This is a genomic window from Sphingopyxis sp. GC21 (assembly GCF_025727575.1).
In the GTDB taxonomy this organism is placed as follows: domain Bacteria; phylum Pseudomonadota; class Alphaproteobacteria; order Sphingomonadales; family Sphingomonadaceae; genus Sphingopyxis; species Sphingopyxis terrae_A.
Map to the genome: position 1 here is coordinate 1,554,596 of NZ_CP095845.1, position 23,397 is coordinate 1,577,992.

At 61.1% G+C, this 23,397-nt stretch carries 20 protein-coding genes and 1 pseudogene; 8 read left to right on the forward strand and 13 right to left on the reverse strand.

Going from position 1 to position 23,397, the window contains the following annotated elements; genetic code table 11:
* Positions 1-9: 9 nt before the first annotated feature.
* Positions 10-1,317 (reverse strand): glycoside hydrolase family 130 protein, encoded by a 1,308-nt coding sequence (locus MU856_RS07435; RefSeq protein ID WP_263588715.1) that lies wholly within the window; start codon positions 1,315-1,317, stop codon positions 10-12.
* A complete protein-coding gene (locus MU856_RS07440; RefSeq protein WP_263588716.1) occupies positions 1,271-3,619 on the reverse strand; it encodes a glycosyltransferase family 4 protein in 2,349 nt (782 codons plus the stop codon). The genes MU856_RS07435 and MU856_RS07440 overlap by 47 nt, the downstream gene beginning before the upstream one ends.
* Positions 3,620-4,074: 455 nt before the next feature.
* On the opposite strand from MU856_RS07440, the gene MU856_RS07445 reads away from it, so the two are divergent.
* Positions 4,075-4,413, forward strand: a complete 339-nt coding sequence (locus tag MU856_RS07445; protein WP_263588717.1) for a hypothetical protein — start codon at positions 4,075-4,077, stop codon at positions 4,411-4,413.
* Between the two features lie 157 nt (positions 4,414-4,570).
* Here the strand turns inward: MU856_RS07445 and gntA are convergent, their stop codons facing one another.
* Entirely contained in the window at positions 4,571-5,257 is a 687-nt protein-coding gene (gntA, locus tag MU856_RS07450; protein ID WP_263588718.1) for a guanitoxin biosynthesis heme-dependent pre-guanitoxin N-hydroxylase GntA, read from the reverse strand.
* Positions 5,258-5,670: 413 nt separating this feature from the next.
* Between gntA and MU856_RS07455 the strand changes: the two genes are divergently transcribed.
* A complete protein-coding gene (locus tag MU856_RS07455) occupies positions 5,671-6,219 on the forward strand; it encodes a hypothetical protein (protein WP_263588719.1) in 549 nt (182 codons plus the stop codon).
* Positions 6,220-6,221: 2 nt separating this feature from the next.
* Here MU856_RS07455 and MU856_RS07460 read toward each other — a convergent pair.
* Together MU856_RS07460 and traA are read right to left on the reverse strand one after the other, a co-directional pair.
* Positions 6,222-7,585, reverse strand: a protein-coding gene (locus MU856_RS07460) for an IS3 family transposase (RefSeq protein WP_409372266.1) whose coding sequence is annotated in 2 segments (ribosomal slippage) — positions 6,222-7,235 and positions 7,238-7,585 — 1,362 coding nt in all. Because the reading frame shifts where the segments join, the coding sequence is not laid out codon by codon here.
* Between the two features lie 88 nt (positions 7,586-7,673).
* Positions 7,674-9,584, reverse strand: a pseudogene (gene traA / locus MU856_RS07465) (Ti-type conjugative transfer relaxase TraA); the annotation flags it as partial.
* 171 nt (positions 9,585-9,755) lie between these two features.
* On the opposite strand from traA, the gene MU856_RS07470 reads away from it, so the two are divergent.
* Complete coding sequence (locus tag MU856_RS07470; RefSeq protein WP_263588720.1) at positions 9,756-10,079, forward strand: conjugal transfer protein TraD; 324 nt, start codon at positions 9,756-9,758, stop codon at positions 10,077-10,079.
* A gap of 16 nt (positions 10,080-10,095) precedes the next feature.
* On the forward strand, positions 10,096-10,311 hold the full coding sequence (locus MU856_RS07475) for a conjugal transfer protein TraD (protein WP_263588721.1): 216 nt from the start codon (positions 10,096-10,098) through the stop codon (positions 10,309-10,311).
* Here the strand turns inward: MU856_RS07475 and MU856_RS07480 are convergent.
* From MU856_RS07480 to MU856_RS07495, 4 genes are all read right to left on the reverse strand, one after another.
* Positions 10,308-10,514, reverse strand: coding sequence for a hypothetical protein (locus MU856_RS07480; RefSeq protein ID WP_263588722.1), 207 nt, complete (start codon positions 10,512-10,514; stop codon positions 10,308-10,310). The two genes, MU856_RS07475 and MU856_RS07480, sit on opposite strands and share 4 nt — an antisense overlap.
* Positions 10,515-10,737: 223 nt before the next feature.
* Positions 10,738-11,658, reverse strand: coding sequence for a nucleotidyltransferase and HEPN domain-containing protein (locus MU856_RS07485; protein ID WP_263588723.1), 921 nt, complete (start codon positions 11,656-11,658; stop codon positions 10,738-10,740).
* Positions 11,659-11,721: 63 nt separating this feature from the next.
* Positions 11,722-11,970 carry a sigma factor-like helix-turn-helix DNA-binding protein gene (locus tag MU856_RS07490; RefSeq protein ID WP_263588724.1) on the reverse strand — a complete coding sequence of 83 codons (249 nt, stop codon included), beginning with the start codon at positions 11,968-11,970 and terminating at the stop codon, positions 11,722-11,724.
* Entirely contained in the window at positions 11,967-12,860 is an 894-nt protein-coding gene (locus MU856_RS07495) for an ArdC family protein (protein ID WP_263588725.1), read from the reverse strand. Before MU856_RS07495 ends, MU856_RS07490 begins: the two co-directional genes overlap by 4 nt.
* Positions 12,861-13,418: 558 nt before the next feature.
* Between MU856_RS07495 and MU856_RS07500 the strand changes: the two genes are divergently transcribed.
* Positions 13,419-13,646 (forward strand): helix-turn-helix transcriptional regulator, encoded by a 228-nt coding sequence (locus tag MU856_RS07500; protein ID WP_263588726.1) that lies wholly within the window; start codon positions 13,419-13,421, stop codon positions 13,644-13,646.
* Positions 13,647-13,711: 65 nt separating this feature from the next.
* On the opposite strand, the gene MU856_RS07505 is transcribed toward MU856_RS07500, so the two are convergent.
* Both MU856_RS07505 and MU856_RS07510 read right to left on the reverse strand, forming a co-directional pair.
* Positions 13,712-14,035 carry a DUF736 domain-containing protein gene (locus MU856_RS07505; RefSeq protein WP_263588727.1) on the reverse strand — a complete coding sequence of 108 codons (324 nt, stop codon included), beginning with the start codon at positions 14,033-14,035 and terminating at the stop codon, positions 13,712-13,714.
* Positions 14,036-14,396: 361 nt separating this feature from the next.
* Positions 14,397-15,074 (reverse strand): excalibur calcium-binding domain-containing protein, encoded by a 678-nt coding sequence (locus MU856_RS07510; RefSeq protein WP_263588728.1) that lies wholly within the window; start codon positions 15,072-15,074, stop codon positions 14,397-14,399.
* Between the two features lie 358 nt (positions 15,075-15,432).
* Between MU856_RS07510 and MU856_RS07515 the strand changes: the two genes are divergently transcribed.
* A complete protein-coding gene (locus MU856_RS07515) occupies positions 15,433-16,080 on the forward strand; it encodes a PEPxxWA-CTERM sorting domain-containing protein (RefSeq protein WP_082819973.1) in 648 nt (215 codons plus the stop codon).
* Between the two features lie 779 nt (positions 16,081-16,859).
* The gene (locus tag MU856_RS07520; protein ID WP_263588729.1) at positions 16,860-18,188 is read left to right on the forward strand and encodes an O-antigen ligase family protein; all 1,329 of its coding nucleotides are present in this window, start codon (positions 16,860-16,862) and stop codon (positions 18,186-18,188) included.
* Positions 18,189-18,690: 502 nt separating this feature from the next.
* Here MU856_RS07520 and MU856_RS07525 read toward each other — a convergent pair.
* Complete coding sequence (locus MU856_RS07525) at positions 18,691-19,956, reverse strand: glycosyltransferase (protein ID WP_082819975.1); 1,266 nt, start codon at positions 19,954-19,956, stop codon at positions 18,691-18,693.
* A gap of 438 nt (positions 19,957-20,394) precedes the next feature.
* Positions 20,395-22,692, reverse strand: coding sequence for a hypothetical protein (locus MU856_RS07530; protein ID WP_062902554.1), 2,298 nt, complete (start codon positions 22,690-22,692; stop codon positions 20,395-20,397).
* 230 nt (positions 22,693-22,922) lie between these two features.
* On the opposite strand from MU856_RS07530, the gene MU856_RS07535 reads away from it, so the two are divergent.
* Complete coding sequence (locus tag MU856_RS07535) at positions 22,923-23,174, forward strand: XrtV sorting system accessory protein (protein ID WP_062902555.1); 252 nt, start codon at positions 22,923-22,925, stop codon at positions 23,172-23,174.
* The last annotated feature ends 223 nt before the right edge of the window (positions 23,175-23,397 follow it).

Below are 23,397 nucleotides of genomic sequence, written 5' to 3' on the forward strand. Positions count from 1 at the left end.
CCTCGCCTCTTAGCTCATACTTGCGAGGAGCCGCTCGATCGGCGTCGTGGCAAAACCGATCGCGCTGTCCGAAATACCGTAGGGTATGAACAGGTCGCCGCCAATGCGCATCGCGCCGCAGGTGTAGACGACGTTGGGCACATAGCCTTCGCGGTCACTCTCGGCGGCCGAGAGGATCGGGCATTCGGTGCGCGCCAGAAGCTTCGTCGGATCGTCGCGATCGAGAAGCGCTGCGCCCAAGCTATATTTTCGCATCGCGCCGACACCGTGGGTGAGGAGTATCCAGCCCTCGTCGCATTCGATCGGGCTCCCGCAATTGCCCATCTGCACGAGCTCCCAGGCAAAGGTCGGCCGCATGAGGATCTGACCCTCGTCATCCCAGTCGGTCAGGCTATCGGAGGCGATGATCGTGACATTCTTACCATCCTGCCGGGCGATCATGAGATAGCGGCCGCCGACCTTGCGCGGAAACAGCGCCATGCCCTTGTGGCGCGCGGCGCGGCCTCGAAGCGGTTCGAGCGAAAAGCGCGAGAAATCGGTTGTGCGCAGCAGTTCCGAGCCGATCGCCTGTCCCGAATAGGCGGTATAGGTACCGATATATTCTCTCCGGCCGTCGTCATGGACGAAGGGTACGAGCCGCAGATCCTCGATGCCGCCGCGCTGCGCCTCGGTCATCGGGAACAGGACGCTATTCGAAATGGCGCTATCGGGTTGGCGGTGAACGGTGACTCGGTCGGCCGCCCCCAATTGGTGCCGGTCGTCGGCGACCGCGGCCATGGCGGGGCCCGACTGCGGCCAGAGCATGAAGTCCCCGTTCTCTCCGATGATCCCCTCGCGGAAGGCAACCGAGCTGATATGCCCCTCGCCGACCGCGCGCATCGACATGATGAAGCGCTGCTGATCGGGCGCAAGGCCGCTCTGGTCGGGGTGCGGGACGACGCTCGGGTTCATGAGCGCGGCGGCGGCGTAGCTATATTCATGGCAGAAATAGGCGCCGATCAGCCGGCGCTTTACCGGCGAAACGCCGGCGGGATCCAGTGCGAGATCCTCGGCCACCTCGGCGAAACGCTCGTCGAAGATGCGCCCGATCTGCCAGTGGCGTTCGGAAAAATCCCTCCATACCAGCCCGAGGTGGGCCTCGGCCTCCTCCTCGTTCATCGCCAGGATATCACCGACGAGCTGCGCCGCGCGCGAGGGCTCGGAGACATTCGATTGCCAGGCGAGGTGGAAAGGCCTGAGCACGACCCGCGCAGGGTCGGCGGCGAGCTTCTCATGAAGAATGTGCAGCGGCGTGTGGTCGGGATTGCAGATCAACATCGCTGGCGCTGGTATCCTTCGTTGTCCCCCGCTTCCAGAATGTATCGGCCATGGCGCGGTGTGCAAGGTGAAAAGCCAGCGCGGATTCGGCGCCGACATTCGAGTTAACCCCGTGACGGGTCAGCCCGTCGCAGCAGCGTCCCGTTGCCGAGCTCGCTATCACAGCGCCCCGGTCGTTTGCGCCGAGGAACCAGCCATAGGCCCGCTCGGCGCGGTCGTGCCAGCGCAGCTTGCCGGTCAGCCGGAAAGCCGTCGCGGCGGCATCGACCGTCGCCCAGGCTTCGAGCGGCTGCTGGTCGAAGGGAAAAAGCTCGTGCTCGACGCCGAAGCCCTCGCAGCCCATCGGGCGAAAATATCCATCGCTGCTCGTCTGAATGTCGCACAGCCAGTCGAGCGCCGCGATGCCGGCTTCCTCGAGCGGGACCGAGCCGAGCCGCCGGCCCGCGCGCAGGAGCGCCTCGGCGAGCCGGGCGTTGTCATAAGCTAGCACGGGTTCGAACCAATCCCAGCCGCTCCGCCGCGCGCTTTTCCACAGCGCATGCAGAAAGGCGCCGCCGCGCTCGACGATCGCGCGCGCCTCGCTATGATCCGGTTCGCGCGCCAGAAGTTCGTCGGCTCCCAGCAGCGCGAACGCAATCGCCCGCGGGCTCTTGAGGTCGGCTGCGAGCGGCGCGGCGCGCGTGAATAATTCTGCGCACCACTTCCTGAGCCCCTGCGAGCGCGCGTGCTCCGCGCCATGGCCAAGCGCCCAGAGGGTACGGCCATTGCTATCTTCGGAGCCTTCTTCCTCAAGCCAGCGCCGGTCATAGCCCATGAAATTGCGGAAACGTCCGCGATCGGGGTTCCAGCCATGATGAAGGAAGGCGGCGTAGCGCGCGAAGAGCAGTCCATATTCTTCCTCGCCGAGCGACGGGCTGGCGTTGACGAGCATCAGCGCGCGCGCATTGTCATCGATGCAATAGCCGTGGTTCCGGTCGGGGATGAGTCCTGTTCCATGCTGTAAAATGCCGACATCGTCCGACAGCGCGCGGATCGCGGCGAAAGAGGGGAACATACGCCTCGGCTCGCGCCGCGCGGGCGCGGCTGCCACATTTTCGATGAGCGTCGCGAAACGCTCCGCGATAGCCGGCCAGGCAGTCAGCCGGCCCCGCGCATAGGCGCGCTCCTGCATGGAGCGCCGCTCGCCGGGATGCGCGAGCAGCAACAGCACCGCCTCAGCGATGGCGTCGCTGTCGGTGCCACCGAGCAGGATGCCGATATCGTCGGCGAGCAGCTCGCGGGCATGAACGAAGGGCGTCGAGACGACCGCGCGGCCAAGCGCCACGGCATAGGCCAGCGTGCCCGATGTAATCTGCGCGAGATTGGGATAGGGCGCGAGATAAATGTCGCATAGCTCGATCTGCTCGAGAAGTTCGGGCAGGTCGAGGAAGCGATTCTCCCATGCGATATTGTCCGCGACGCCGAGATCCTCGGCGAGGTCTGCGAGGCTTTGCCGATAGACCTCGCCCTCGGCGGCAACCAGATTGGGATGGGTCGCGCCGACGATCCGATAGAGCATGTCCGGATATTGCGCGACAATTGCCGGCAGCGCGCGGATCGCGGCTTCGAGCCCCTTGCCAGGACCCAAGAGCCCGAAGGTCGAGACGACCGGACGGCCCGCGAGACCCAGCCGCTCACGCAGCGGCGAACATTCGGTAAAGACGCGGTCGGGGGTGCCATGCTCGATGAGCTCGATGCGATCGGCCTTCGCGCCATAGACGCGGATCAGCGTCTCGCGGCCGAACGCGCTCATCACCACAAGTTTCGCCGCCTTCGCGACGAGATGCTCCATCACGCGCCGCTGGTCGGCGCCGGGCTCGGCGAGGATGGTGTGGAACGTTACGATCAGCGGCGCAGCCAACCGGTCGACGAGCCCCAAGACGAGATCGCCTGCCGGTCCGCCGAAGATGCCGAACTCATGTTGGAGCCAGACCGCGTCGGCCCCGCTCGCATTGATCGCCTCGGCGGCGGCGCGATAGCCGTCAGCATCGTCTTCCCCGACACCGGCAACGGCCGCAGCATCGCTCGCATCGCCCGCTCGCGCCGCCATCGCATAGACGTCTATCGCGATATCAGGGCGCGCGGCTTTGAGATGATCGTAAATGTCGGCGGTGAAGGTTGCGATCCCGCATTGGCGCGGGCGGAAGCAGCCGATAAGGGCGAGGCGGCGGGCTCGCGCGGCAATGCCCGCGACGGGACCCGCATGGCCGCTATCTTCACTGTCAAACGCGGTAAGGAAGCTGGTCTCGCTGTCGAATTTCATCGTCGTGCCTTCTGTCCGGTCCCCCCGAATGAAGATCAGGCGCGCGCATCACCCTTGCCTTTACCCCCCGCGAAGGGCGTCGTTCCGGGGAAAGGCCAACCCCGAAGGGCGCGCCCGATGTGGCAGGAGAAGCGTGTTGCCTGAACGCCCAACGCTCCCCTCCGCGCGCAGTTGCCAACCCGCCGGCAACAATCGCCATGATCCAGATTAATTCCGGCCACCGTGCATCAGGCGGTCGCGCTGGGAACAGCAGGACACCAGCCAATGACAAACATGCGCCGCGCCCTCTTCTCCCCTTCCCGCCCCGCCATCTCTCTTCCCACCGTCGGGTCCGCGACCGCTGTCACGGCAGTGTTATCGCTGCGACGGCCAAGGCCAGCGCATTGACCTCCGCTCCGCTGTGCGTTGTTGAACGCTCGGTATATTCGGGGGGCAACCTCTACGGCCGGCGTCCGATGAACCGAATCCGCGTCGATCTCGGAATGCTGGACCGCTTTCGAGCGATTACTTGCCCGCCTCTCAAATCGCTGCTTTTCGGCCTCGCCCACCATCGCTGCAGCTATGGCGAAGCTGGCGGCGACGAAACGCCGCGTCTCGGCGGCAACGAACCGGTGCCGGGGCTCGGGCTGGTCCCGCCAGCATCATCGACCAGCATTTCGCCGAGTGCGGTCGTATCGGGCGGCTGTTCGCCACAGTCGGCCATCGTCCCGATTGTCTCGGAATCGGGATCGACGAAGACACGGCGCTTCGCGTCGAGGGTTGTATCGCGCGGGCTATCGGCAGCGGCGGCGTGAAGATCGCGGACGCATCACGGGCGAACCATAGCAATGCGGCGGACGCCAACCCGGCGACATATTTTCGCTCCACGGTGTGACTCTAACACGCATCGGGGAGCGGCGACTGCTTCGACCTGGCCGCGCGCCGCCCCGCAACATGGGCTGTGCCGAAGGCTCAGCGTGCCGCGCTGCGCCCCGAGAAAGGACAACGCCAATCGGGTCCGACGGCCCGCCCTGAATATTGCCGGGCCTCCGACATATCGCCGTGACGCGCGAGCATCGGGTTCACGCTGCCGGCGAGCGCAACGTCGCGCGCGATGATCTTGCTTCGCATCGTCTCGTAGATGTTTGCATCGCGCAGCTTCTCGAACTGGTCATGGAGATTGAATACCAGCGCTGGGCGCTCGAACCGTCGCGCGGGACGGCTCGCGCGTGGATGAAGGCCAACGACGAAAAAGGCCTCGCCGCCAAAGCTCAACGAGAAATGTGGATCATCGGGATTGTGGTTCACGCGCGGATCGGGTGGCTGCCCGGCCCAATCATCCTTCCGGCTCAGCGATTCAAGCCGGTTCCAGAGCGAGGTTTCGAACCCTGCCTCGTCGAGCCCGCCATCCTCCTCGAAGATCACGACGAGTGAGTGGAACAGGCTCGGTTCGCGGGCGTAGCTCCATGCAAGATCGAGGAGATTGGGATAGATGCGCAGATCGTCCCAAGCCGAGCGCATGTCGCGGCCGACGACAAAGCGCATCTGGTCGCGCGCCAGCGCGGACTTCGCGCCGACGCACGGGAAGTCCGCGGCGCGAATGAACGCCTGGAAGCGTTGCGCGAGCGGATGGGAACTGTCGTCGGTTGGCGGAAGCATGCCGCTGAAACAAACACATGCTGTCGCGGTTGCAGTCGATTAACTTGGGTTGGATCGATTTCCGGGGAGAGGCTTACCGTTTGCTCCTGCGGCTTTCGTCACGCAACGTGTCGGGTCGTCATCAGCAAATGCAGCACCGCGATATGGGCCTGAGCAAGAACCTCTGGCTGTTTGAAAGGCGCATATCTCAAGGTATTGGCCGATATGCTGGGGTCGCTCGGCATCATCGGTGCCGCTGCGATTATACGGACGCCGACAATTGCGGCATCGAACTGGTCGAGTGTCGCTCGTCGTGAGGAGCAATGCGCAAAACTATATTGGGTTGATTCGCCCAGGGCAGACTTTATCGACCGCTCCAGGAGCGGGGGCGCAAAATGCATCGAGCTATCAAATACCTAATATTGCTGGCTTCAATGGCGCTGGGGATTGGGGGATTGGCGGCGCCCGCACCCGCGGGCGCGCCGGTCGGCCCATCGACGTTACACATCATTTTCGACAACTATCCGGACGAGTGCGACAGGATCCAGATAGGATCGGCTTCCCCTGTACCGATAAGGAAGAAAGCCTATTTGACGGCAGAGGTCTGGCCGGGTTCCGTTCCGATGGCAGGCTTCGGCTGTCGCGGCCAGGATCGGCACCCCTTCCTGTTTCAGGTCGGCGAGGGCGAGCAGTACATCTATTTCGGCAAGGCGCTCGGCGGCGAATATGATCATTGGGAGCAGCCGGGGATCGCACAGGGTCGGGCCCTCATCGCAAAGCGCCGGCAGGCCGGGTCGATTACGTTGGACGAGACGTCTCCCCCCATCAATCTGCGGGGGGGCAAATATACGGGCCCTGCCCCATGGATTCTCGAGCCCAGCCTGGGCGCCGAAGATTATCGGATCGCCCAGTGTCTGTCGTCAGAACATTTGGCGCAGATCGCGGCGTTGATTAGCGGAGCGCGGGCCTCGTCCTGGGGTTGATATTAAGCGGCGAGCTTGCGGTGCTGCAAGCGTCGGTGTTCGATGGTCTTCCGTTTGATCCTTTCGCGCTGTTGGATGATGGCGTCTGCCCTGCCGAAGTAGGTGTCGGCGGGCGTCACATTGCCGAGGCTTTCGTGATATCGGCGGTGATTATAGTGGTCGATGAAGGCCTCGATCCGGGTCTCCAGATCGCCGGGCAGGAAGTAATTTTCCAGCAGGATCCGGTTCTTGAGGGTCTGGTGCCAGCGCTCGATCTTGCCTTGGGTCTGGGGATGCATCGGGGCGCCGCGGACATGGCTCATACCGTTGGCACCGATCCATTGGGCCAGCTCCTCGGCGATGTAGCTCGGACCATTATCGCTGAGCAGCCTGGGCTTTTGCACGACCCTGGCTGACGAACAGCCCGAGGCTTCAAGCGCCAGTTCCAGCGTGTCGGTGACGTCCCCGGCGCGCATGGTGGTGCAAAGCTTCCAGGCGATGACATAGCGGGAGAAGTCGTCGAGCACGGTCGACAGATACACCCAGCCCCAACCGATGATTTTGAAGTAGGTGAAGTCGGTCTGCCACATCTCGTTCGGCCGCGTCGTCTTGGTGTGGAACGCATCGGCCGCCTTGATCACGATGAAGGCCGGGCTGGTGATCAGGTCATGGGCTTTCAGAAGCCGGTAAACCGTCGATTCCGACACGAAGTAGCGCTTCTCGTCGGTAAAGCGCACAGCCAACTCGCGGGGCGATAGCTCGGACTCGTCCAGCGCCATCTCGACGATCTGCTGCTGGATATCGTTGCCGATGCGATTCCACACCCGGCTCGGCGCCGATGGCCGATCCTCTAGCGCCTCCGGCCCGCCTTCGAGGTAGCGGTCATACCATCGATAGAAGGTCCGGCGGGGGATGCCGAGCTGGTCCAGCGTCCGCTTGGCGGGCAGATGCGACTGCTCGACGATCCTGATGATCTCGAGCTTCTCAGATGCGGGATACCTCATTCTTCGTCGCCCCCATCCGCGATCATGCTTTTTTTGAGCAGACGGTTTTCCAGCGTCAGGTCGGCCACGCATTCCTTCAGGGCACGGGTTTCGCGGCGCAGATCGTGCACCTCGCCGGTGGTCGCAGCTCGGGCGGTATCGCCGGCCAGACGACGCTTGCCCGCTTCCATAAACTCCTTCGACCAGGTGTAATACAGGCTCTGGGCGATGCCTTCCTTGCGGCACAGCTCGGCGATGCTGTCTTCGCCGCGCAGCCCCTCCAGCACGATCCTGATTTTGTCCTCTGCAGAGAAGTGCCGGCGCGTCGCACGCCGTATGTCCTTCACCACCCGCTCAGCTGGGGCCTTCGGCGCCGATTTTTTCAAGGAGGATTTGGGCTTCATCTTCGTTCCTTCGTCACTACGACGAAGCCCAAATCCTCCTTAAATCACAACCTCAAATCTGTGCCATTGGCGCTGACGGCGGACAACGCGCAGGACTGACGCTGTCGACGCTACCGAGCGAACCGTTCTTCACGCCGAGGTCACGTTCATTCTTGAGGAACATAATGCGGTCGCCTGCCGCGAAGCTTCGCTCGCCACGCTCGACAGCGAGCGCAACCTCATTGCCGAGCGCCCCGCCCGCTTTCAGCCGCTCGCGCACCGCCTCGTTGAGCTCACGAACCTCGTCATTGGTGTGGGTGAGGATGATCCGGCTCGCATCGGGATAGGCCTGACGATCCCGATCCCACGCATCGACGAGTTCGGCTCGCGCGCCCTCGCGCGTGTCGGCGACGCGCACAAAGCCTGCCTCTGCATATCGCGCGATCGCCTCGCCGGTCCGCCCGGTGGCAAGCTCGCGCGTCGCATCGCGCTGCCACTCCTCCTGCTGGCGGCGGATGTCCATGATCTCAACAGCGCCGTGACGCTCGGCCGCCGCCCGGAACGCCGCGCCCGCTTCGATCGCCTGCAACTGCTCGGGATCGCCGACGAGAACGACCTTCGCGCCCTGTCGCTCCGCTTCCGACACGACGCGCTCGAGCTGGCGCGTGCCGACCATACCCGCCTCGTCGATGACGAGGATGTGTTTGTCGGTAAGCCGTTCGCGATCATTGGCCCATTGATGTTCAAGGCTGGCGAGCGTGCGTGAGCCGATCCCCGAGCCATGCTCTAGCCCCTCCGCCGCAATTCCCGACAGCGCGGCGCCCTGCACCTGATAGCCCGCAGCTTCCCAGACCTCGCGAGCGACACCGAGCATCGTGCTCTTTCCCGTTCCGGCATAGCCGATGACATTGCTGACGCCGCGTGCCGATGTGACATGTTCGAGCGCGCCGCGCTGTTCGGTGGAGAGATCGAGACCGCGCTTCGACGCGCGCGACAAGGCGAGTTCGCGATGACGCTCGGCAACGGCATGATTACGCCGCCCGTCGAGCGTGGCGGTTGCGCGCTCGAGGCGCTGCTCGGTCTCGATCATTGATTTGGACGTGAACCGGTCTTCGCCGCGCCCGTCCTTGCCAAGCGCAACCAGCTCGGGCGATGCCTTCACCGCCGCCATCACCGCATCGAACTGCTCTTTTCCGTCGCTGTGCCGGTGCACGAACATCGCGAGGTCACGGGTCGTGAACGTCGCCTGGCGGTGCGTGATCGCGTCGAGAGCGATGCTTGGATCGGCAAGGATCTTATCGCCGTTCGAGCGCGCAATCTCCAGATGCTCGGCGAGCCGATCGGCCTCAAGCCCCTGCCCCGCCATGCGCGACGCCGCGGCGCCGATCTTGTGCTGCGGCTCAAGGTCGATGCCTTGGGCTTCCAAAGTGCGATGATCGACGCGCGCATCGATGTCGAGCGAAGCCAGCCGTTCGTTCACATGCGCGGCCCAGGCTTCGCGCCAATGGGTCAGCAGTTCGGTGCGGTTCCAGTCGCGCACCTTCGCGCCGAACTCTGCCGACCCATCCTCGCCGATGCGGATCTCGCGCATCGTCAGCATGACGTGCGCGTGCGGTTTCGCCAGGCCATCGGCGCCGACGTCCCAATGGACATTGAGATCGGCGATCATGCCGCGCTCGACGAATTCGGATTGCACAAAATCACGGGCGAGCGCGATGCCCTGTTCGTTCGTCATCTCGCGCGGGATTGCGAACTCGATTTCGCGGGCGAGCTGCGCGTCCTTACGAAGCTCTACCGCCTCGACATCGTTCCAGAGCTGTTCGCGATCCAGCCAGCGTTCGTCCGCCCCTTCGGGCAGCATCACTTCGCTGTGGATGACACCGGCCTTGTTCGAGAAGTCGTGGGCGCGGCCGAGGCGCTCATCGTGCAGCCGGTCGGCGGACCGATAGGCGGCAGCGGCGACCGCGCTGCTGCCGGCAGCGCGGGAAATGACTTTTGCCGAGAAATGGTAAAGCGCCATAGCGCCGTACCATTTACAGCAAACGAGCACGTCGGCACGACGTATAAGCGCGCCCTTGCCCGATTTGATCGCGCTCGGGATCACAAAGTCGCAAGATATTTCAGCGCCTTGCGGGGCCTTGATACTCGGCATAGCTGGTTCGTCCGACCCTCACAGATGGAAGGACAGACGATGCGCAAACCGCGTGATTACGACGCCGAACTCCAGGCGCTGACCGACAAGGCGAAGGCGCTCAAGACGAAGAAGCAAGGCCAGCTCGGCGAGCTGGTGATCGCCACTGGTGCCGATGCGCTATCGATCGAGCAGCTTGCCGGCGCGCTCCTCGATGCAGTCGGCGCCGACGTCAGCATGAAGGAGGGATGGCGCAAGAGCGGCGCGGCGTTCTTTCGCGACAGAGGCACCCGCGCTCGCAAGGGCGCTTGCAGCAACGCGGGCGGCGCATCGGCGAGCGATGCAGGCGCGCAATCGCCTGCAGGCGAAGCGGGCGCGGCATGACACGCGGACGTGGCAGGTGAAGCGCCGCGAACGCACGCGGCAGCTGATCGAGCTCGGCGGACTCGTTGCCAAGGCCGATCTGATCGAGCTGACAGGCGACGATCGCGGGGTCATTCTGGGCTTGCTTGTCGAAGCCGCCGCGACGCTGCGAAGCGAAGCGCGCGAGCGGCAGCTCACGCTCTGGCGACGGCGCGGGAAGCGCGCATTCGAGGCTGCCCCGATCGAGGCCTAGCCGCGCGGCTTCACCGTCACCCAGACATAGATGGGTGCGGCAAATTTGCCAGGCGCCGGTTTGCCGACATCGATGCGTTCCGCGGTGACCAACTCACCGCTCTCGAGGTTGAAGCTCGCCCAGGGTTTCAGCATGCGCCCGAAGCTCATCTTCTGGATTGGCTGGCCGGTGGCCGTGTTCATGATCGTTGCGGTAATACCCATGCCGCGCCGGTAGCGGCGGCAAGTCGATCCTGTCTAGCCATAAGCGTAACAGGATTCAGATTGCTGTTGCCGCCCGCTATTTTGCCTTGGCGGGGCCGCTGCCGCAGGCTTGCGGCCACCGCCACGACCCTTGGCGCCGAGCCCAAACTGCTTCGCCAGTTCGCGGCGCTTCTCGGTGTAGCTCGGCGCGCTTATCGGACAGTCTTTCGGGGAGGCGGCGCGATTACTTCGCTTGCGCCTCCAGCAGCGCGATGCGCTCTGAACAAACGGCATGAACCGCGCGGCCCAGCTCTTCGACGCGTTCGCCAAGCCAATGCAGTTCCTCTTCGGTGATCCGGTAATGCTTGCTGTAGCGCGCCTTCACATAGGCTTCCTTGAGCTTCTCGAAACGCGAACGGTCGGCTTTCAACTCGCGCGGCCAGGCATCGACGAGGCGCATGTCGATGCGCTCGGCCTGCGTGCGCAGGAACCCGAGGTTGTGAACGTGGGGGGAGTAGAAAGTGCAGACCAGAAGGACGCAGTGGTAGAGGCGCTCAGCTGTCTGATGCAGAAGAAAGGCAGCTAAGCGGAAGTCGCTGTCTTTGACCGCGTATCCTGCATTACGCTTGAAGCTCATCGCAGTGGGCATCCACTCGTCAAAATACTCCTGCGCCATGGCCAGCGCCTGCTGCGGCGTCTTGGGCTTTGGCGTGTGGAGTGGCTTGTCGTCGCTCTCGTAGAGCGCGATCCCGTCGCGCGCGACGTCCATGAAGAAATAGCGCCCGTGCGCGAGCCCGTCGTTCACCTCCTGCAGGGTGTGAACGATGAAGTTCACTGGCGTTTTGAGGGTCTGGTCGATCAAAAGCTCACGGGCGAACCGGTCGTCGAGCTTCGACCAGACATCGACCTTGTCGATGAGCCGCTTGTCGCTGACGATGATGAGCAGGTCGAAGTCGGATCGATAGCCCTTGGCGGTGTGCGGTTCGTCGACCCAGCCCCCACGGGCATAGCTGCCATAGAGGATGATCTTGTCGATCCGCCCCTTCTTCTTCCAGCTCATCGTCGCGAGCGCGATGCTGTCGGCAAATTCCTCGAAGATGATCGCCTTCACGCGCTCGAGTTCGCGCTGCTTGGCGGCCGGAAGATGATCAAGGTCGGTACGCATGATGATTATCACCCTGTAATCGCGCGGGCCGGATGGCAAGCGCCATCCCGCCCGCGCGCCTTCCTAGAGCCGGAATCGCCACCACCATGGATCCTTTTCGTCCATCGCGATCATGAGGACGCGAAGGGCGCCCGCAAAATGCCATTCGACATCGGCAACCGTTATGCCGAACCGGGCGGCGATTTCGGGATAGCTCAGTTCCTCGACGCGGATCGCGAGGAAGACCTTGCGGTCCATCTCCTCCATCCGATCGACAGCACGCTCGGCACGCCACAGGCGAAGCCGGTCGTCGCGGGATAGGCGCGCGCTCATTGTTCGTCTCCGGCGAACGCCAGCAGATAGTCGCTCGCCTTGCTGGCCGCGCTTGCCGCGCGGAAGATCGCCTTCTCGTCACTGCGCAGCACCGACAGCCACGAGCCGATATAATCCGAATGGCGGACCGTGGGCGCGATACCGAGCGACGCGCAGGTAAACGCCGCCGCCATCTCGGCGACCAGCTCTTCGCGGGCATAGGCCTCCGATCCGAACCCGCCCTTCTGGTCGCGGTCCAACCTGCTGGCGTGCCCCGTCCAATGGCCAAGCTCGTGGAGCGCGGTGCGATACCAGTTGATCGGCTCATGAAAGGCAGTCTGCGGCGGCACCTGCACAAAGTCATGGCTCGGGCTGTAGAAGGCTTCGCCGCCGCCGATCTGGAAGCGCGCGCCGCTCGCAGAGATCAGCGCATCGGCCTCGGCGATCGCCAGCACCGGGTCGGGGCTGATCATGGGGGCGGTGTAATCCTCGGGCAGGCCCTCGCATTGGTCGACGTTGAACACGACGAAGCGCTTGAGGAACGCCACCTGCCGCGCCTCGCGATCCTCGCCTCGTGCGGCCTCGGCTTCGGCCTTGGGCGTAAACCGATCGGCGTAACAAACGATGGTGCCCTTCTCACCGCGCACGACATTGCCGCCCGCGGCTTCGGCCTGCCGATAGGTGAGCCAGCGCTGCGAACCATAGCCCGTGGCAATCCCCTCGGCCCAGAGGATCAGCACATTGATCCCCGAATAGCGCCGCGCCGTCCCGGCATTCTGCGGCATGGTGCATCCGCGCGCTGCCTTGTCCCAAGGCTGCACCCAAGGCAGTTGCCCTTCTTCGAGCTCAGCGATGATGCGCTCCGTGACCTCGGCGTAGAGGCTCTGCCGTTCGACCTTCTGATGTTTCATATCCCTTCTCCTTCCAACCGCGGCCCGGCCCGGAAGGGGCGCAGGGGGGCGGCAGGAAGGAGCCGGCAGACCCGCATGATCGGGCGGGCTGCATCCGCAGGACCGAAATGCAATGGAGGACCCGCAGCGCGGGTTGCGGCCCGACCGGGCGGGGCTAGAGGCGAGTGACGCCCGCCTGCGTCCCTCCCGTGCCGGGACCAAATGACGCCGCCGCGAAGCGGCGACTGCATCCGTGCGAATCAAACCGAATCGGTGCCGCTCGCGGCGCGTCATTTTAGGCGCGGCCGTCGCCGACGGCCTCATTGACGGCCTCAATGTCCGGCCGCGACGCCGGGGGCGAGACGATTTGAGAAAAATATGTTCGCCTACGCCACAGCACGCTGCAGCCCTCCAGGATACGCCAGCGTACGCCAGCCTACGCCAGCGCACCTACGCTAAACTACGCTAAACTACGATCCAATAAATGGCGCTTTTCTGCGGTGTTGACGATGCCCCTCTCAATGGCCTTCAATGCTCTCACGCCGGAACATGATCCCCCGAAACATGGAGAAGCATCACATGGCATATCAGTCCCCCCTCCGCCTCATGCGGCTCACCGAAGTCCTCAACCTGACCGGGCTCAGCCGCGCCACCCTCTATCGGAAGATCCGAGCCGGCACCTTTCCGCCGCAGCACAAGCTCGCGACACGCTGCTGCGGTTGGCGCGTCGGCGAAGTCGACGTCTGGCTTCGCAATCCCATGTCCTTCACGCTCGCCGATCTCGAGCGCGCTCGCGACGCTGCCTGAGGATTGAACTGTCCCGGCACGACAAATCCCCGCGCCGCAGATTGCGGCGCGGGGCGGCTGCCGTCTCAGTCGACCGCATTCCAGATGATCGCATAAGCGTCATAGCTTTCCTGGCCGGCAGCGCGGCCGAGGTTGGCATAAAGCCGGCGCGGCCCAAACTCGGGCGCGGCGAGGCTCAGCGACACATAGCGTTCGCCTGACTGCTGGCCGACGCGGATCCAGCCGGCACCGATCTCGACGCCTTCGGAATAGACCCGGTAGTCGGGCTGAACGTCACCGCTCTTGCTGCGGTTGGTGCGGATCTCGATCGCCGCGCGGATCGAGAGGGTCTTGAGCTGGCCCGCGAAACCCTTGTCGATGGTGCCGTTCACAAAGCCGATAGCTGCCATTGGTCGTCTCCTTCACTGTGCCGCGGGACCATCCCTGCGGCATGGGCGGACCAGGGACCGGCGCTTGAGGCGCTCGGCGAACCTGCAAGGCCGCAGCGCAGCGGAGGAGTGCGGGCGGCGTGATTATGTGAAGCGAAGCGGCCGCGAGGAGACTGCGCAGCAGGCGGGGACATAATCGCGCCGCCCGCACTTTCGCGGGGCGCCGCGCCGGTCCAGGTCAGATCGCCCGCCGCCGGGTTGGCTCCGGAAGGGTGGAGCTCCCCACTCGGCATCGACGTAAACGGTCACTCTCCAGAAAAATGAGGGGCTCAGCACATGGAAATGACTGCGACCGCAGGGTCCGGTGCGAATTCCGCACTGTTCAGCGGGGCCGATAAGGCTCGCATGCAATACCGTCACCGTCGCCGTCCATCTCCGGACGGTAACCAGGCTGACCACGATAAATGGGCGCAGCTCCTGCGGCGCGGGCCGCCCGGCAATTGGGATAATAGACCGAAGATCGAGGGGTTTGCCGAGGAACAGCCAACGAACGCGGCGGCAGCGACTTCGCCTGAGGTGCGCGGTGCGCCGATCGCCATTCTGAGGGAGCGACGAATTCTCCCGCCCAAATCCCTCTCGCCGCCTCACGGGCCCGCGCTTCGTCTAATACATAAGCGTCGCTATACGGCCTGAAGGCGAGCGCCATGCCTGCTTCGACCATCGCCCGACCCAGGTCGGTGCCGTTGACAGTGCAGACTGCGACGTTGCGACCATAATCATCGATATCGCGCTGCTGGCAGCGAACCGATCCCCGGGCAACGAGTTCGCCAAGCTTCGCGGCAGCCGCTTTCCCGCAATCCCAGGCTTCCCCACCGCGCGTACATTTTTGATCATATTCCGGCGCGTCAATTCCATAGAGGCGCACCGATATGCCCGAAAGCGACAGACTGTCGCCATCAACCGCCTGAGCCGGGCCGCTGATATCCTGGGCCAATGCCGGTGCAACAGCTGCCCCGGCCAGAATATTTGCAAGAGCTAGCCGTATCAGCAGCGTGACCATGCCTTGATCCTGAATTTGGGCCTTCCAGCGATAGTGAGGCGCACACGAAAGGCAAAGCGCGCTCGATCGACTTGCACGCCCCTCCCCTTCTGTATTCGCATAACATGGATTAATTTCTTGTAACATTGCGCCACTGTGGCAAAAGAGCGGCCTCGTTGCTGTGACGTAGCGCTCAAAGGGCGCTTTCTAGGTCGGTCCCCACGCGCATTGCTGGCAAGATCAGCAGGTTGCACCATTCTGGGACAGACTTTTGCGCGCAAAAAAGACTCGCATATCAAGCGATTCGGGTTAAGAATTTCTAATAATTAACATTGCAGGGCGAGTCGCGGGCCTGCCACCACCAAGGAGGATACCGACGATGAGAAAATTTCTTTCCAAAGCGCTTCTAGTTTCGGCTGCGGTCTTGGCCATGCCGGCGGCGGCAAATGCTGCGGTTACGCTCAGCACCGTTACGCCTGGCACCGATCCCTATTCGGGCCCGGCGCCGACCTATGATTTCGAAACCCCTGCCCCGGTCAGCGGCGGGCTTGTGACGACCGGCTCGGCAAGCGGTATCCGCGCGCAGCCCTTCGGCAGCACCGGAAATTACTGGACGGTCGGCCCGAGCGACGGCTCGCCGGGCATTCTGGATCTCTCGTCGATTGCTGATATTTTCAATGTGAGCTTCCTCTGGGGTTCGGTCGATGCCTATAACCTCGTCGAATTCCTCGACATGGACGGCAATGTCATCGCCAGCTTCACCGGCAGCGATATTTTCAACCCGGCCAACGGCAATCAGACCGATCCGAACCTCAACCCGGTCGTTCGCTTCGACATCACCGGCAATGATGTCAGCAATCTGAAGTCGCTGCGCCTCAGCTCGACGGGCAATGCGTTCGAGACCGACAATTTCACCATCAATGCGGTTCCCGAGCCGGCAACCTGGGCGTTGATGCTGCTCGGTTTCGGCGCGATCGGCTTCGGCATGCGTCGTCGGCGTGGAACGGGCGCGCTTCAGTTCGCCTGACGCTCAAGGTTCCAGCAAAGGACCAGAAGAGGCGGCCTTACAGGCCGCCTCTTTTTTTACCATGCGTCTTTGAAACGACGATTTTGGCGAGGGAGTGGGATTTGCGCCCCTCAGCAAACCCGCAGGCTCGACGCGCTATCGGCACGAAACATCCCCGATCCACCCAGACCGAGATTGCGCTTGGACGACACGGACCAAATTCGATGCAGCGATGGAGTCCTGGCACGCAGGCCAAGCCACCCAGCCATGAAGTGACGGGTCACTCGCTTACCGGTCCTGCGTATCGAATAGTCACGAGGCGATCGCCCAGATTCTGATTGTCAGTGTGATTATCGACATCTATCCCGCACTTCACCAGACAAACTTCTCCAAGAGGTCGCATTAGCATTTGCCTGAGGCTTTGCCCCAATCCAGGCGACTTGCCGCAAGCCACGGATTGGCGCCGTAAATTACTGTCGATCTTTCCCAGATTCTGCTATTCGCCAGTGCCGGGAGCGGTGCTGCCGCAGCAAAATGCATCGGGCCTGGACGACCCTATGCCAACTGGTGGAAGGCAGAAAAATCTGCAGCAGACCCGATTATAAACAGCCGCTGCGGCGCAGGGGAGCAATCGTGCCCTGCCATCTGCCAGCCGGGCCGCTGCGGAGCTACGTCATTCTCTCTCAAAACCGTATTTTTGGCGATTCTTAAAATGTTCAAAGAGCATAACTGCAAAAGCCGAATTCGCTTATCGGCTGCGGCGCGCTTCCTCCCGTCAACAAGCGCGAGTTGAACGGCACATGCGAATACTCGGAATAGTCCTTATTCTAATTTCCCTGCCTGTTCTGATCTGGTGGGTGCGTGCTTTTCCCTCGCAAAGGAAATGGGCATATTTTGCAATCGGCATTCTCCCTTTTACGATGAGTTTCGCTAACCTCGATGTGGCATTCATCAACTGGGCGACATGGCCAGGCTTTGCGCGGGGGCTCATCGTCTCCATCCTAGACACGCTAGCAATCGCTATTTTACTCTCTGCGAAAGCGCCCTTCAGGCGTCTACCGCTACTCGGCGCACTCTGCTCCTATATCGCGGCCGTCCTCATGTCTGTTTTCGTATCGCATCAATGGGTCAGCTCGAGCTTCTACGTATTCCAACTCCTACGCGTCGTGCTTGTTTTCGCGGCGGTAGCTTCGGTCGCTGGCAGACCAGGCGCCGTGCGTTGGATTGCCTTCGGCCTCGCTGCAGGCGCGGTTTTCCAAGGCCTCGTAACAATTGAGCAGCGCTTGTCGGGCATTGTTCAAGCTCCGGGCACAATGTCGCATCAGAATCTTCTAGGGTTGATGCTGCATTTCGTAACACTTCCGCTCCTCGCACTATTGCTCGCGGGTGATCGCAGTAAGCTGCTAATGGCCGGCGTAGTCGCGTCTCTAATTGCCGTCGCGCTCGGCGCATCTCGTGGCGCCGTAGCGTTCGTCTTGCTCGGCCTAGGCATACTGCTTGCCCTTTCACTCGCGCGCAAAATGACCCCTCATAAATGGAAAATTGTGGGACTTGCAGTTCTATTTCTAGCAGTTGTGGGTCCTGTAGCCGTCACAAGCTTCGGCGAGCGCTTCTCTAGAGGAACCGCCGCAGCTCTTAGCCCTGACGGGGAGCGCGAAGCCTTTGAAAGAGCCGCAAAGGCAATGTGGCGCGACCACCCAATGGGAGTCGGGGCCAACCAGTACGTTATCGTTGCAAATTCCAAAGGATATTCGCAAAACGCCGGAGTAATATGGAATAAAAATAGCCGAGCTGCCCACGTTCATAATATATACCTTCTAACCGCAGCGGAAACAGGATGGGCGGGCCTAATATCTTTAATTTTTCTGTTTTTCTGGAGCACTTCACGTGGACTGCACTTTGCCTTTTCATTTCGCAAAGACCCCAGGGGGGACATCGTTCTAGGGGCGAGCGTTGCAATATTTGTTACAGCCATACATAGCTTATGGGAATGGATATTTGTTGATTATTTCACTCAGTATGTGTTCGCTATCGCGTTAGGAATTATAGCTGGCACTATTCGACAGGCCAAAACTGACCGGCGACTACTTAGGCTGCAAACCTTGAAAGTGCAGCCAACTACCCGGTGACGTGATGGCGTGGACGGCGCCTGCACCGTAAGCGCTGTTCTCAGCCCACGTGCGTCCAGGTCCGACGCCGACCGACCATCGCACCGAGCAACTCCGGGCGACAAACAGGCTCCCGAGCCACTCCAGTGTAGGTCTCCAGTGCGCTCGCAAGGCTATCGTCATCCATACAGCCCATCATCTAACGCGATCACCCCACGACGCAAGGTGGCCCGGAAACAGCGCTTACCCTGCACCCGCGTGGCCGTGCAATGATGCGGCCGTTGTAGGTCCACGTCTAGGAGTCGTCTTATGAAGCCGGAGGTCGCCACCGTCGGATTGGATCGTGAGCGCGGCCTGGTGGCCGCAGCTACGCGACCTGAGTGATCTGCTGCCGATCGGGGTGCCAATCCCCATTCATCGCCAACCTCCACAAAAGCTGGCTCCCTATGAATCACGCATCTTTACGCGAGGGAATCCAAAAATCACACTTCTGCCAAAGTAGTGCTTTTGCCAGTATTTGCGGTCAAAGGAATTGCTTCATCAATTCAATGCGCCGCTGGATCTCCTTATCCCGATCGAGGCCTTTGCCGCTTTCCGCTGCGGCCGCTATGAGCTCGGCCAAGCGCGAGCGATCTTGATGGAGTGACTCCACTACATGCGCCAAACTCGATGAATCCCCTGGCTCTGCAAAGATTCCGCCGCCGGAAGCATTTGTGAGTCCTCTCGAATAATCCGAGCCAAAACCGACTAACGGAGCTCCTGACGCAAGGGCTTCAACCAAACATCGAGGCGATTCTTTGCCCATGTGACAAAATAAGAATATGTCAGATTCCTGCATCGCCCTAAATACTGAAGGACGCGTCGCGTTTCCTTCTAGCTTGCAGAATTGTTCTAGATTATTATCTCCAACAAAGCGCTCCATCTGCGCAAGCATTTCCCCGCTTCCAAACCACCGCGCCTCAAATGGCACGCCAGCTTCACGGAGTAAGCGCAGCGTTTCTAGCCAATACAACGGGCCTTTCATTGCGATTGCGCGACCCGCATAGACCAGCTGCAAGGGCTGACCCAGACATACCCGCTCTACCTTAGCCTTTAGTGCCACTGCCGATATGCGATCCTCAGAAGTGATTTGAACGTTAAGCACCGAATGTGGATTTTTCGCTACCTGGCGATAGTCCGCCATCACATCTTCACCTTGAAGAAGAGACAAACTACTATTTTTAAGAGCTTTCCAGTACTTGGGATTATAATACGCCATCCACAAGCGCTTGCGAAATTTATTGATTCCGAATGGCATCTCACTCCAAATATACCGCGAAGTTATCGGTACGTTCCAGTCTGCCTCCATGTTGTAATGTCGGCCTTTGCGAATGCAAATGCTGGCAGCCAGAGTCGACCAATCAAACGGCGCGTGAGGAGAGATAAGAATATATCGCGCCATATCGATTTCTCGACTGAGCAATTTCGATATTCTATTCCGAAAGAAAACGTACCGATCTTCTCGATATGGCTCAGGTAAGACGATTATACGCGCTCGCTCGTGACCAGATAAATCTTCTAAAATCCGAGTGCTAGGAAACGACCCTTTTTTACGTGCGGACGGGCAAGCTACCACAACTTTCTCAAACGCAGCCAGATAGGCTTCAAGGTTGTTGGAGAAGTCGCGATCTAGAAGAATTGTACCGTTCTCCTCCTCGAGAACAGTCGGGATTACCATTAACAGCGTTTGGTCAAACCCCTCAATCGCTGTCAACCCCCTACCCTCCGTACTGTCGATATGATTGCTCACAAGATAGCTAAAGCCTTCTCCACTCGCTAGAGACAATTTTTAACGACTTCTGCTCGACATGTCCCTCACTGCTTATGCCTACAGCGATTGGCGCCCAGAAGTTTGAGTGATCTGCTGACATCCCCCAGCTTTTCGCAAGCCTTCTGCGACGGCAAAAGTCAGTATGGGTTGCGGTATTCTTTCCTCAACTTGCCATCGAACGCCTCAACAGGGGTCGGAGAAGCGCAGGGTAGGATTGAGCCGGTGCCCCCCCATAGACTCGATCCCAGAGAAAAACTGAGTCCGTCGTCCAGAGTGTCAGTCACGGCCCCGATCCTATAGCTAAGCCGGGGATCGATAACCATTCAAGACCACGACAGTAAGTTCATCCCCATCAGGATGCGCAAGTTCGAACAATTCGCTGGCGCTCGATCATTGCGTATGGAGGTTGACCCACGGCTAGCCAAGCCGCAGGCTTGCCTCGCTAACAGCACGAAACATCCCCGATCCGCCCAAGCCGAGATAGACCAGTCCGAACTCCTGCATATCGGCGGCGAGCACAGTTCCATTGTCCATGCTCCCTCCCGGATAATGGCCGATCGTTTGCCATTTTGCGGCGCCTGGACGACGCGGATCAAATTCGATGCAGCGGTGGAGACCCCGGAGGCCGGCCAAACCGCCCCAGGCGTAAAGTGTCGGATAATCGCTGCCGGGCGCCGCCTTGCCGAACGCAAAGTCGAGCGGCTCGCGAACGCCAGCGACCCGAGACCAGCTCGAACCCTCGTCGGCACTGAAGAAAAGGCCGATGTCGGAATCCGTATCATTTGCGTCGACGTCGCCAACGCAGAAGAACAGATGGGGAGAACGCCCTGGCGTCATCTTCAATTTGCAGTTGAAGGCGTCTGTTCCGTAAATGGGTCCAATCAGATCCTTGCGCATGCGTCGGAAATTTCGCCCACCATCCTCCGATTTCCAGATCCCCCGGAAACGTTGGCTCGTCTCATCATGTCGTTCATTCCCAACATGGTAGAGAAAGAAAGTACCCGGACGTTCCTTATCGGCGAGAAGCTGGATGCGCTGATAGGAATATTGGTTATGCCAGCGCATTCCGCTATTCTCGGGCTCTGCACCGTCGAACAGGCAATAGGCCCAACTCGCGCCATCGTCGAACGTAACACTCGGCTTATTATTGCCGGTAGGCAGCCAAACCATATTTCCCGGGGGGCCAACAGCGATGTTGCCGCCGAACCCGGTGCCCTCGGTAGCCGGCTGCGGTGCGGTGGCCCGGACATTTCGTGGAACAGTGGCAACCGGTGCCCAGCTCTTTCCGCCATCCCGTGAAATATTGCAGCAGCCATTCTTGCTGCTAACCACGGCAAGATAATCCTCATTACCCGCAGCGTGATCAATGCCGCCGCCATGATCGAGCGGCACCGCATTGCTGACGCCAATGTTGGCGGGATACTGTCGGAACTGCCACCAGTCGCGGGTCGCGACGTTGCGGTCCTGCGTGACATAATGGATCCGGCTGTTTTTCGGCGGCACCAGGATCTGCATCGACACGAGATTTTCGATGCCGACGCTGTCTTCGAGATAGACCGGGACACTACCATCATGCGGCGGGCCGATACATTTCCAGCAGCCAATGCCTTCCGCAATATACAGAATGTCCTCCTCCGTATCCCACACGCAGGCGCCGTTCGACATGTAATTCTCGTTGGTGGTCTCGTGCCAGCCGATATGGACCGCCTTGCGCCGGACCCGCGGCGTGAGAGGACCGAAGGTGGCGCCTCCGTCCAGCGAAAGTCGATAAGCGCTTGAAGCTATCATCGACACAATCCGCTTGCCATCGGGGGATATTGCGATGTGCTTTGCGTCAGGGACGCCGGGGACTGCAATCCAGCCCACCCGCTCGGTCCAGCGGCGCAGCGGCGCGCCGTCACCGCGGGAGGTTCCGCCGGTCCATAAATTACCGTCGCGCGCCACCATATGACCGATATCGGAAGGGCTCCCTTCAATAAGATCGAAATGGCCTTGAATGCCGGAAACCGACCGAAAGATGCCGTGGCCATAAGACCATACATAGACCAGCCGGGTTCGTTCGCCGGTACGACCGCTGTCGGGGTCAAAGGCGATCGCCATCCCGCGATCGGGGGCACTCGGCGCGGGAATTTGGGGATGCGCTGCCCAGCTGTCTCCGCCGTCAAAGCTGATATGCAGCCCACCACGAGCGCCCGTATCGGGATTCCCAATCCCTACAATTAGATGGTTGACCGGATCAACGGCGAGTCGCTCGTTGGTCGCTCTTGAGCCACTGTTGGCGCCATAGCCGTCGTAATAGGGCAGCGTGGTCCGCCGCCATGATTTGCCCCGGTCCAGGCTCACATAGACGAAGCCGCTCTGGCATAGATAAATACATTCGGTGCGGCTCGGCGCAACTGCGGCGTCGTAACAGCCTGCCCCCCGCGGATATTGATAGCGCATCAGTTCGGGATCGATGTTGATCCCCGCTTGAAGTAGCGGTTGCCAGCGATTCTCGGCGGTAAGCCAAATGAAACCTCCGGCGGTATCGGTGCGGCAAACCCGCGTTCTATCGGTGCCTTTTCCGGCTATACGCATTCCGGTCACATAACCGCCGCCACCGATAGCGACACGTTCGTACCGCCAAGTGCCGGTTTGGCTGCTTTCTGCTTCCACGCCTTTGCTCTTCCCTTCAACGCGCCAAGCCTTTTGCGGGGCCGCAAACGCGCTCGACATCTGTGCCGCGAAATGCAGCTGGAGCCGAATGCTGGCAAACGAACCGGCGAGGGGTAGCCTCGCGCAAGCGCTGCACCATTACAATACAATATAAGCATTTGTCATTTAGAGCGCCCCACAAGGCAGCTACCGCAGTTATGTATTCACTGCTATGCTGTGGCCCGGAATAAGAGGCTAGAGCAACCGCGGAAATCTGTGGGCTGGAGCCGGCGAGGGTTCGGGAGGGACTTGTGGAAACGATTTGGGACTGGATCACTGTCATTGCCTTTTCAGGGCTAGTGACCTTGCTGCTGCAGCGATCGGCCGAGGAAACGCCGCGCGACAAGCTTTGGCAATATGCGCCGCCCGCGGTCGGCTGTGCCATCGTCAATTATATTGGCAACGAAGGTTATCCGCTATTTGCCGCAATTCTGCTGGTCGGCGTGATCATCTACATCTTTACCGTGCTCAAGGTACCGAACCCTTTCCAGCAGTCCCGTTAAGCTTTGCCAAGAGGCCTTTCCCCATTCGGGACGGCGTGCCGCGAGTCCCGGAATTGCACTGTAAACGCTGTCGATTTCTCCGCCATTCTGCTATTTGCTTTGCTGGCGGTGATGCCGATAGGTCAACTCGGATCGGGCTTGAAGGGCCGGGTGCCAAGTGGTGAAGGGCGGGAAAATCTACAGCAGGCCTGATCATGACCTGTCGCTCGCGACACCGCCGAAC

Excerpts from the sequence above, each read along its gene's own strand:
- MU856_RS07510 (WP_263588728.1), bottom strand. The coding sequence starts at position 15,074 with ATGGTCACGCTGCTGATACGGCTAGCTCTTGCAAATATTCTGGCCGGG.
- gntA (WP_263588718.1), bottom strand. The coding sequence starts at position 5,257 with ATGCTTCCGCCAACCGACGACAGTTCCCATCCGCTCGCGCAACGCTTC.
- MU856_RS07495 (WP_263588725.1), bottom strand. The coding sequence starts at position 12,860 with ATGAAACATCAGAAGGTCGAACGGCAGAGCCTCTACGCCGAGGTCACG.
- MU856_RS07490 (WP_263588724.1), bottom strand. The coding sequence starts at position 11,970 with ATGAGCGCGCGCCTATCCCGCGACGACCGGCTTCGCCTGTGGCGTGCC.
- MU856_RS07530 (WP_062902554.1), bottom strand. The coding sequence starts at position 22,692 with ATGTCGAGCGCGTTTGCGGCCCCGCAAAAGGCTTGGCGCGTTGAAGGG.
- MU856_RS07505 (WP_263588727.1), bottom strand. The coding sequence starts at position 14,035 with ATGGCAGCTATCGGCTTTGTGAACGGCACCATCGACAAGGGTTTCGCG.
- MU856_RS07480 (WP_263588722.1), bottom strand. The coding sequence starts at position 10,514 with ATGGGTATTACCGCAACGATCATGAACACGGCCACCGGCCAGCCAATC.
- MU856_RS07515 (WP_082819973.1), top strand. The coding sequence starts at position 15,433 with ATGAGAAAATTTCTTTCCAAAGCGCTTCTAGTTTCGGCTGCGGTCTTG.
- MU856_RS07520 (WP_263588729.1), top strand. The coding sequence starts at position 16,860 with ATGCGAATACTCGGAATAGTCCTTATTCTAATTTCCCTGCCTGTTCTG.
- MU856_RS07440 (WP_263588716.1), bottom strand. The coding sequence starts at position 3,619 with ATGAAATTCGACAGCGAGACCAGCTTCCTTACCGCGTTTGACAGTGAA.
- MU856_RS07435 (WP_263588715.1), bottom strand. The coding sequence starts at position 1,317 with ATGTTGATCTGCAATCCCGACCACACGCCGCTGCACATTCTTCATGAG.
- MU856_RS07470 (WP_263588720.1), top strand. The coding sequence starts at position 9,756 with ATGCGCAAACCGCGTGATTACGACGCCGAACTCCAGGCGCTGACCGAC.
- MU856_RS07455 (WP_263588719.1), top strand. The coding sequence starts at position 5,671 with ATGGCGCTGGGGATTGGGGGATTGGCGGCGCCCGCACCCGCGGGCGCG.
- MU856_RS07500 (WP_263588726.1), top strand. The coding sequence starts at position 13,419 with ATGGCATATCAGTCCCCCCTCCGCCTCATGCGGCTCACCGAAGTCCTC.
- MU856_RS07485 (WP_263588723.1), bottom strand. The coding sequence starts at position 11,658 with ATGCGTACCGACCTTGATCATCTTCCGGCCGCCAAGCAGCGCGAACTC.
- MU856_RS07445 (WP_263588717.1), top strand. The coding sequence starts at position 4,075 with ATGAACCGAATCCGCGTCGATCTCGGAATGCTGGACCGCTTTCGAGCG.